Source organism: bacterium endosymbiont of Bathymodiolus sp. 5 South (assembly GCF_900128535.1).
Classification (GTDB): domain Bacteria; phylum Pseudomonadota; class Gammaproteobacteria; order PS1; family Pseudothioglobaceae; genus Thiodubiliella.
This window is the reverse complement of the sequence record NZ_FQTR01000080.1, coordinates 1-9,113: the sequence shown is the minus strand read 5'-3', so window position 1 is coordinate 9,113 and position 9,113 is coordinate 1. Positions and strand designations below refer to the sequence as shown.

General features: G+C 39.7%; 8 protein-coding genes and 1 pseudogene. 4 read left to right on the top strand and 5 right to left on the bottom strand.

Features of this window, described 5'->3' with window-relative positions:
- The first annotated feature begins 111 nt into the window (after positions 1–111).
- From BBROOKSOX_RS12125 to BBROOKSOX_RS07615, 3 genes are all read left to right on the top strand, one after another.
- Positions 112–294, top strand: a complete 183-nt coding sequence (locus BBROOKSOX_RS12125; RefSeq protein ID WP_257607802.1) for a hypothetical protein — start codon at positions 112–114, stop codon at positions 292–294.
- Between the two features lie 377 nt (positions 295–671).
- On the top strand, positions 672–1,082 hold the full coding sequence (locus tag BBROOKSOX_RS12120) for an HNH endonuclease (protein WP_257607801.1): 411 nt from the start codon (positions 672–674) through the stop codon (positions 1,080–1,082).
- Between the two features lie 161 nt (positions 1,083–1,243).
- Entirely contained in the window at positions 1,244–1,528 is a 285-nt protein-coding gene (locus BBROOKSOX_RS07615; protein ID WP_139660611.1) for a thiamine phosphate synthase, read from the top strand.
- Positions 1,529–1,649: 121 nt separating this feature from the next.
- Here BBROOKSOX_RS07615 and BBROOKSOX_RS07610 read toward each other — a convergent pair whose 3' ends face one another.
- The 4 genes from BBROOKSOX_RS07610 to yaaA all read right to left on the bottom strand — a co-directional run bounded on the left by BBROOKSOX_RS07610 (position 1,650) and on the right by yaaA (position 4,091).
- Positions 1,650–2,057 (bottom strand): hypothetical protein, encoded by a 408-nt coding sequence (locus tag BBROOKSOX_RS07610; protein WP_139660608.1) that lies wholly within the window; start codon positions 2,055–2,057, stop codon positions 1,650–1,652.
- 2 nt (positions 2,058–2,059) lie between these two features.
- Positions 2,060–2,302, bottom strand: coding sequence for a hypothetical protein (locus BBROOKSOX_RS07605; RefSeq protein WP_139660606.1), 243 nt, complete (start codon positions 2,300–2,302; stop codon positions 2,060–2,062).
- Between the two features lie 377 nt (positions 2,303–2,679).
- Positions 2,680–3,318 carry a ComF family protein gene (locus BBROOKSOX_RS07600; RefSeq protein ID WP_139660603.1) on the bottom strand — a complete coding sequence of 213 codons (639 nt, stop codon included), beginning with the start codon at positions 3,316–3,318 and terminating at the stop codon, positions 2,680–2,682.
- Positions 3,319–3,335: 17 nt separating this feature from the next.
- Positions 3,336–4,091, bottom strand: a complete 756-nt coding sequence (gene yaaA, locus BBROOKSOX_RS07595; RefSeq protein WP_139660600.1) for a peroxide stress protein YaaA — start codon at positions 4,089–4,091, stop codon at positions 3,336–3,338.
- Positions 4,092–4,220: 129 nt separating this feature from the next.
- On the opposite strand from yaaA, the gene gltB reads away from it, so the two are divergent.
- Positions 4,221–8,714, top strand: a complete 4,494-nt coding sequence (gltB, locus tag BBROOKSOX_RS07590; RefSeq protein ID WP_139660598.1) for a glutamate synthase large subunit — start codon at positions 4,221–4,223, stop codon at positions 8,712–8,714.
- Between the two features lie 46 nt (positions 8,715–8,760).
- Here the strand turns inward: gltB and BBROOKSOX_RS12115 are convergent.
- A pseudogene (locus BBROOKSOX_RS12115) lies at positions 8,761–8,938 on the bottom strand (integrase core domain-containing protein); the annotation flags it as partial.
- Between the last annotated feature and the right edge of the window lie 175 nt (positions 8,939–9,113).

Genomic DNA, 9,113 nt, shown 5'->3' with positions numbered 1-9,113 from the left:
ATGATTAGCAAAATCCAATTTTTGCCCAATTGGTGATTTCTTTAAACCTTGTCCTAGCAGGGCTAAGGCTGGGTTTAAAAAATCGCCAAGTGGGTGAAAAGTGGGTTTCTGATGATTGTTCCTATTTATGCAAAGGTCTCACTGAATGAAATATATCAGATAGAGGACGCAAAAGAAAAAATAACGATAGCTGATTCGTTTGTTGTCAGAGCAAATAAAATTGGGTTAGGTAACGGTGAAGCAAAACTCTATGTTGGACAAGGAAATTTTTTGGAAGTGCAGGCTTTGTTGTAAAATGTTTTTTATTAAAAAAAGATTTAATAAGGTATTTAGAAGAAACAAAAATTGAGTACCTTAACCCTGAACAGCCTTATATCAATAAAAGTAGTTTACCGACTTTATGGAACGATAGAAAAAATACAGTTGAATCGTTACCTGAAAAAATAGAATTTAAAATTGAAGAACAAAGTCAAATTGAAGGTCCTAGAGTTTATATCAAATCAAATGAATCAGCCTATAATCTAATCAGAGAACTTTCATTACCAAACATCACTTACATCTCAATAGTTAAATTATCTAACGCTAACAATATTGAATACTACTTTAGACTTTTTGCAGACTACTTTGGCGATATTCAGCACCCTTATGAAGTGCGACAAGAAATAGAGTCGTTGGAAAGGGTAACAGATTTAAAAGAAAAATTTACTCAATCACATGCTAGGATAGGGCAAGGAAAATACAGAGAGAAGTTACTGAAACAATGCCCTATTTGCCCAATAACATTAGTTTCAGATGATAGATTATTAATAGCAAGCCATATAAAACCTTGGGCAAAGTCTAACTCTCAAGAACAATTAGATCCACATAATAGCTTTATGTTTACACCGACATTTGATTTTTTATTTGACAGAGGCTTTATGTCTTTTACAAATAATAAAAAAACAATACTTTCTCCATTTTTGTCAAAAATGACATACTCAAAACTAAACATATCTGATAACAGAATAATTTCTCAATTGGTCATGGATGACAAAAGAGAAGAATATTTAAAATACCATAGAGCAAACATATTAAAAAGGTAAAAATGCACATACACAAATATCAAGCTAAAATATTACTTAGCCACAACAATATTAAAACGCCCAAAGGGGTTTTAATTGCCAACACCAATAGAAGCAAACAAGGCTTGCTCAAAGTTGGGTGGTAGTATTTAGGTGGTAAAAGCACAAGTGCATACAGAGAAATAAGGGGACACTACCCTAATACCGATAAGTTACTCGGTGTATCTACACACAATCTCACTGAGGCACTTAAAGCACAAGCCATAGGTGCTGACTTTATTGTTGTCTCCCCCGTGCAAGCTACGCAAACTCACCCAAACACCATCCCACTCGGTTGGGATAATGCTACCAATGTGGTGGATAAACTTAATATCCCTGTTTATTTTTTAGGCGGCATGGGAATAAAAGATTTAGACAAAACGCTAGAACTTGGTGCGCAAGGTATTGCAGGGGTTAGCGCTTTTTAAACAGTCCAAGATAAAAACAGCAAAATGAATAAAGAGGAATGTATAACGGTGCGAAGCGCCGTGTGAACGCTTGAAATCACCTGACGCGTAAGCGGTCAGGTGGAATGATTTGTTAGGAGCTCTATTCAAGTGTTTCATGACATCTTGATGGAGCCCACATCCCAAATGTGTCTTTCAAGATAGCAAGTTTTTTAATAAAGCCTTTAGAATTTACTTGAAATTGAATTTCACAATACATCTTTATACTTCCACCACCGTAAAATTGTGTGGAGGCAGTATTCCCATATATGTTTGTAGTTGCAGATTGTGGAATGTTTATTGAAGATGTACCAGAATTCCAAGTGTATAGAATATCACCATTGTTAAGATTAAATTGTTTATACGGAGAGCCATGTCTTAATACGAATCTATCAAAGTCTTTTCCAACCCACTGACTTTCAAGTCGTTTAAATGTGCTTTGGGTGGTAGCACAACTAGATAATATTCCTGTAAAAATCAATACTGCAATCAATTTTTTTGTTATTTTCATAACTAAATTCCTTGTATTTTAGATATAGCAATAAATGCTGTTAGAGAAACACTTATTATTGAAATTGCTAATGCGGTGATAGTAATCCAAAACCTTATTGTTTCTCGTTTTTGCTCAAGTCGATAATCTCCTTGAGTTCTCCATGGGTTTTCTAATGGTGGGTTGATTAACCACACACGCAAATTTCTTTTCTCACCAGACATATTTCGGTCAAACGCTTTTTCAAAATTACTCTTATCGTCCATAATTACTCCTAACGGTGCGAAGCGCCGTGTGAACTATTAATATAAGGCATTATTACCCTAATATACTATGAGACCTTTGCATAAATAGGAACAATCATCAGAAACCCACTTTTCACCCACTTGGCGATTTTTTAAACCCAGCCTTAGCCCTGCTAGGACAAGGTTTAAAGAAATCACCAATTGGGCAAAAATTGGATTTTGCTAATCATCCCTATTTATGCAAAGGTCTCACTATATTAAAATAAAAATCAGGCATTTTTTGTTGAGTTCTTATTGAAAATCTATCAACAAACCTAATGTTGGGCATTATAACAAAAACTTGCCAATAATTGATTTGAATTCCATACCTGCTATCCTGTTCATAATGGGAATATTGCTTAGTTTGATGTTCTGGCTAATGTCAATACATCACAAGAGTTTGCCCCTGCCTTGATAACAGTTCTTGCCAATTCGTTGAGACTTGTGCCAGTGGTCATAATGTCGTCCACCAATAGAATACGCTGATAGTTGATGGGGATAGCCTGAAATGCACCTTTGATTTCTAATTTGCGTTGTTGAGGGTCAAGCTTTGATAGGGGCTTTGTCGCTTTAATGCGTTGCACGCTATGGACATCAATCATCACTTGCTGTTTGCGCTTAATCACACTTAGTAATTCTAATACTTGGTTAAAACCGCGTTCGCGGATACGCTGTGGGCTGAGTGGCATGGGGATGATCGCATCATAATCTGGCAGTGATTGATATTTATCGGCCAGTTTATGGGCAAAATAACTACCAATACAAAGTTGCTTATTGTATTTAAATAGCTTAATGAGCTGCGCCACCAAATCTTGATAATCATACACAGTATAGGCGCGATTAAAAGCAGGAGAATGGCTCAAACATTGTCCACAAAAATCAAGGTTGCTATTGCTATTAACGGGATGTGCACAAGATTGACAACGGTTTGCTTGATTAGAAAACTCTGCTTCACATTCCTGACACACACAAAAATTGGCAGGCTCTATGCAAAGCATGCAAGACTGTTTGGGAATTATTGCTTGCGTGTAAATACCCATGTTGATTCATCAGACATGGACGGGTTAAACCCATAACCCTCAACATCAAACGCTTTGAGTGATTCAGGGTTTTCCAATCGATTGTCAATCATATAGCGCACCATCAAACCTCGTGCACGCTTGGCATAAATACCAATGACTTTGTAGGCGTTATTTTTAAATTCCTTGAACACAATATTAATAATTTTGGCATTCAATGCTTGTTTGTCAATGCCTTTGAAATACTCATTAGAAGCCAAATTGATAATCACCTCGGATTCATCTTTATTCAAAACTTGTGATATATCATCTCCCCAAAATTCGTATAAATTCTTACCTTTATCATTGGCAAGTCGAGTCCCCATTTCCAAACGATAAGGTGCAATTAAATCCAGTGGTCGAATGACCCCATACAAGCCCGAAAGTAGTCGCACAGAGGCTTGGGCAAATTTTAAATCTTGGGCATCCAAACTGGGGGCATCAATACCGTTATACACATCGCCTTTAAAGGCAAATAGCGCTTGCTTAGCATTGGCAAGTGTTAGCGGTGTTTTGAAGGTTTGAAAGCGCTCAAAATTTAGCGCAGATAATTTTTCACTAATCGACATTAGGCTCGATATTTCATCTTGGGTTTTGTCTTTTAAAATATCAATCAGTGTCTGAGATTGTTTCATCTGGCGTGTTTGCGTAAAGGTAGTAACATCGCTCGGATTAAAATCTTGGGTTTTAGAAGGTGAGATAACGGCTAACATAAGATATAAATTCAACAAGATATAGGGAAATATTCTACCCTAATCCTGACATCAAATACCGCATTTCAAACACTAAACATATGTCTTTTAGGTTATAATTTGGCGATTTTTTTTGATTATGACACAACAATGAAAGAGCCCTTATTACACCTACCAAAAGCACACGGTCTTTACCACCCAGATAACGAAAAAGAAAACTGCGGTGTTGGCTTTATTGCACATATAAAAGGCAAGTCATCACACGCAATTACTACAGATGCTTTAGAAATGTTAACCCGCATGGATCATCGTGGTGGTTGTGGTTGCGAGGCAAACACGGGTGATGGCGCAGGTATCTTAACCAACATTCCACACGAATTTTTTGCCAAAGAAATCAAAAAACTGTTCAATGTTGATGTTGAAAAAGGCGCCTATAGCGTGGGTAATGTTTTCTTGCCACAAGACGACAAACAGCGCATACATTGCATGAGCCTAATGGAGGCGTCCATTATCAATGAAGGTCAAACCCTGATTGGCTGGAGAGATACACCGATTGATACCGATAAAGCAGATGTAGGTAATATTGCTAAAACCTCTCAGCCAATTATTAAACAACTCATTATTGCCAAGGCGGATGACATTGACACGCTTGACTTTGAGCGTGCACTATTCGTCATCAGAAAGCATGTCTCGCATAATATCCGTACTGACGCTTCTTTATCACAGGCGCTGTTGTTTTATGTTTGTAGCCTGTCCACCACTGTCATTATTTATAAAGGCATGCTCATGGGCTCTCAAGTGCTTAACTTTTATACGGATTTATCAGACCCAAAATATTCAACCTATTTGGCGATGGTGCATTCTCGCTTTTCAACCAATACTTTCCCGTCTTGGGACAGGGCGCAACCTTGTCGCTATATGTCACACAATGGAGAGATTAATACCCGTCAAGGTAATTTCAATTGGATGCATGCCAGAGAGGGCGTACTGGAAAGCGATTTATTTAAAGAGGATTTGGCCAAAACATTGCCAGTCATTGAAACCGAAGTCTCTGACTCAGGGAGTTTTGACAATGTGTTAGAGTTTTTGATGATGAATGGTCGCACCTTGCAAGAAGCGGTATTAATGATGGTACCAGAAGCCTGGCAAAATGATGCCAATATGAGTGATGAGAAAAAAGCCTTCTATGAATATTTCTCCAATGTGATGGAGCCTTGGGATGGGCCTGCCTCTATCGCCTTTACCGATGGTCGTTATATCGGTGCAGTACTTGACCGCAACGGTTTGCGTCCTTCTCGCTATTACTTAACCCATGATGAGCGCGTCATTATGGCAAGTGAAGTTGGCGTGGTTGATGTGGCAAATGACAATATTAAAACCAAAGGCAGATTGCGACCGGGCAAAATGTTTCTAGTGGATTTTGAAAAGGGCGAATTACTTGATGATGAACGCATTAAATCAGACTTTGCCAAACAAAACCCTTATCAAGACTGGTTAGACGAGCAAACCATTCACTTGTCAGAATTACATTGTGAAAACGAGGCACATGGCTTTTATCCTGAAACGCTGATTCATCGCTTAAAAGCATTTGGTTATAGCACAGAAACCCTGCAATTTATGCTATTACCCCTAGTCACAGAATTGCGTGACCCCGTTGGGTCAATGGGCAATGACTCAGCTTTGGCTTGTTTGTCTAGCCAATCTCGCATTATTTATGATTATTTCAAACAACTGTTTGCTCAGGTTACCAACCCAGCAATTGACTCTATTCGTGAAGAGATCGTTATGTCCCTGCGCTGTTCTATCGGCCCTGAAGGCAACTTTCTAACCAATCAAGCCGAGAATGTGCATCGTCTAGTGATAGAACACCCAATCCTTACCAACGAAGAAATAGCGGCACTTAGACATTGCAATCATCGTGGCTGGACATCAAAAACCATTGATATTACTTATGCTATTCATTCAGGCAAACACACTGCCGAGTTGCTTGATGATATTTGCAAGCAAGGCTCACAAGCGATTCAAGACGGACACAGCCTAATCATCTTATCTGATCGTGGGATCGGTGAAAATCGTGTTGCTATCTCTAGTCTATTAGCATCAAGTGCATTACACCGCCATCTTGTGGCTTGTTCACAGCGCACTCAAGTTGGTATTATTGTTGAAACAGGTGAAGCAAGGGAAGTGCACCATTTCTGCTTAATGACCGGTTTTGGTGCTGACGCTATTAATCCATATTTAGCATTTGAAGCACTTTGGCAAGCGCGTCGTGACAACATGATTGATATCAAGAGTGATGATGCTATTGTTGCAGCCTATCGCAAAGGCGTTGGCAAAGGCATGCTTAAAGTCATGGCAAAAATGGGTATTTCCACCTTAGAATCTTACAAAGGTGCACAAATTTTTGAGGCTGTTGGCTTGGCACAAGCAGTCATGGATAAATGCTTCTTTAAAACAGCGTCTCGTATTGATGGCGTTGGCTTTGATATTCTTCAAAGTGAAGGTGAGAAACGCCATCAACTTGCTTACCACAGCGAAACATTAGACAATTTAGGTCAATATCATTGGCGTAGTGGTGGCGAAACTCATATGTGGAATCCAGCAACCATTGCCAATCTGCAACTGGCTGCTCGCAACAATGACGAATCTGCTTATTGGGCATTTGCCAAACACGCCAATGAGCAGGGCACTCGCAATTCAACCCTACGCGGACTGATGAGCTTTAAAAAAGGCAATCCGATTGCCATTGACGCTGTTGAAAGTGCTCAAGAAATTGTTAAACGCTTTGCCACAGGCGCGATGAGCTTTGGCTCTATTTCTGCTGAGTCACACGAATCCCTAGCCATTGCGATGAATCGCTTAGGTGGAAAATCTAACACTGGAGAGGGTGGCGAAGATGCCAAACGCTGGACGCCTGATGCCAATGGTGATTCACGCAGAAGTGCAATCAAGCAAGTGGCTTCTGGTCGTTTTGGTGTTACTATTGATTATTTAAACAACGCCGATGAAATCCAAATCAAAGTCTCGCAAGGAGCAAAACCCGGTGAAGGTGGCGAATTACCAGGCACAAAAGTTGATGCAGGTATTGCTAAAATTAGACACTCAACCCCTGGTGTGGGTTTAATCTCACCACCACCGCACCACGATATTTATTCTATTGAAGATTTATCACAACTCATCTTTGATCTTAAGCGCTCTAATCCAGCTGCAAGAATTAGTGTCAAACTCGTTGCTGAAGTGGGCGTTGGCACCATTGCTGCCGGTGTAACCAAGGCAAAATCTGACCATATTGTTATTGCTGGTCATGATGGAGGCACAGGCGCATCACCACTCACCTCAATCAAACACGCAGGTTTGCCATGGGAATTAGGCTTGGCTGAAACACACCAAACACTGGTCATGAATGACCTTCGTTCACGCGTGGTCATTCAAACAGATGGGCAACTCAAAACCGGAAGGGATGTTGCCATTGGTGTGTTGCTGGGTGCTGAAGAATTTGGTTTTTCTACTGCACCCCTTATCACCATGGGCTGTATTATGATGCGTAAATGCCACCTCAATACCTGTCCAGTCGGTATTGCCACACAAGACAAAGAACTGCGTAAGAAATTTACTGGTAAGCCAGAACATGTGGTGAACTACCTGTTTATGGTCGCACAGGAACTACGCCTTATCATGGCCGAATTAGGCTTTAAAACGATTAACGAAATGGTGGGTCAAGCAGATATGTTAGAGATGAATAAAGCCATTGACCATTGGAAACAAAGCTCTATTAATCTTGATGCACTACTCACACCCGCACAAAAACCACATGAGAATACGGGCACTTACCAAACTAAAACACAAGACCATGAGTTGGCAAGCCAACTTGACAACACCTTAATTGAGCAATCAAAAGATGCTATCGCTGGTAACAATAAAGTTAAATTTAATTCCAAAATTACCAATATTGACCGTGCAGTCGGTGCAATGCTCTCTTCATATATCGTCAAGGCTCGTGGTGGCAATAACTTAGAGGATGACTCAATCCATATTCATTTCACAGGCTCTGCTGGTCAATCGATCGGTGCATTTTTAGCACAAGGCGTAACCTTAGAAATCGAAGGTGATGCCAACGATTATGTCGGTAAGGGCTTATCAGGTGGTCGCGTGATTGTTTATCCACCTAAAAATTCCACCTTTAATGCTGAAGAAGAAATCATTGCAGGCAATGTTTGTGGTTATGGTGCTACTGGTGGAGAGCTCTACTTATCAGGTTGCGTATCAGAGCGTTTCTGTGTGCGTAACTCTGGTGCAGTGGCTGTTGTAGAAGGTATTGGTGATCACGGTTGTGAATACATGACTGGCGGGAAAGCCATTATTTTAGGAGAAGTTGGTCGTAACTTTGCTGCTGGCATGTCGGGTGGCGTTGCTTTTGTTTATAACCCACACAAGACTTTTGATAGCATGCTCTCTACTGGTGCTATGCTAGATTTAGACCCGTTCAATGAAACCTATGAAAATGAACTAAAGTACTACATTCAAAATCATTACGACCTAACGGGTTCACAAATTGCTAAACGCATCTTAAGTGATTGGACTAATGCACTGAATGATTTCGTGTTAGTTATTCCCACAGAGTATAAACACGCATTGCAAAAGTAAAATGCTTGTGTAATACCCACAGAGGTTTGACTGCTTACAGTCTTTATTACGCTACCTTTGCTCTTGGCGATATTCCGCCTAGGGAAAAATATGGTCGTTTATTATTATAAACCCATAACCACTGAGTCGTTAAATTTTATACAGACTCAACTGAATCAAACAAATGAAGATCCAGGCACTTCCTGCCTTACTGTGCGATTAAACCTCTCAATATAGGCATTCTGCAGATGGATACCATATTTTTGAGACTCCTGCATTAACCTAATACCATTTATAAAAATTAACTAATACCAAATTCAAAAAACAACTAAACCAAAAAACTCCACTCTCTACTACACAAACTTTTAATAAAACCATCCTCACTTAGTATTTCATTCCAAGCCTGACAAGATCTTTCAA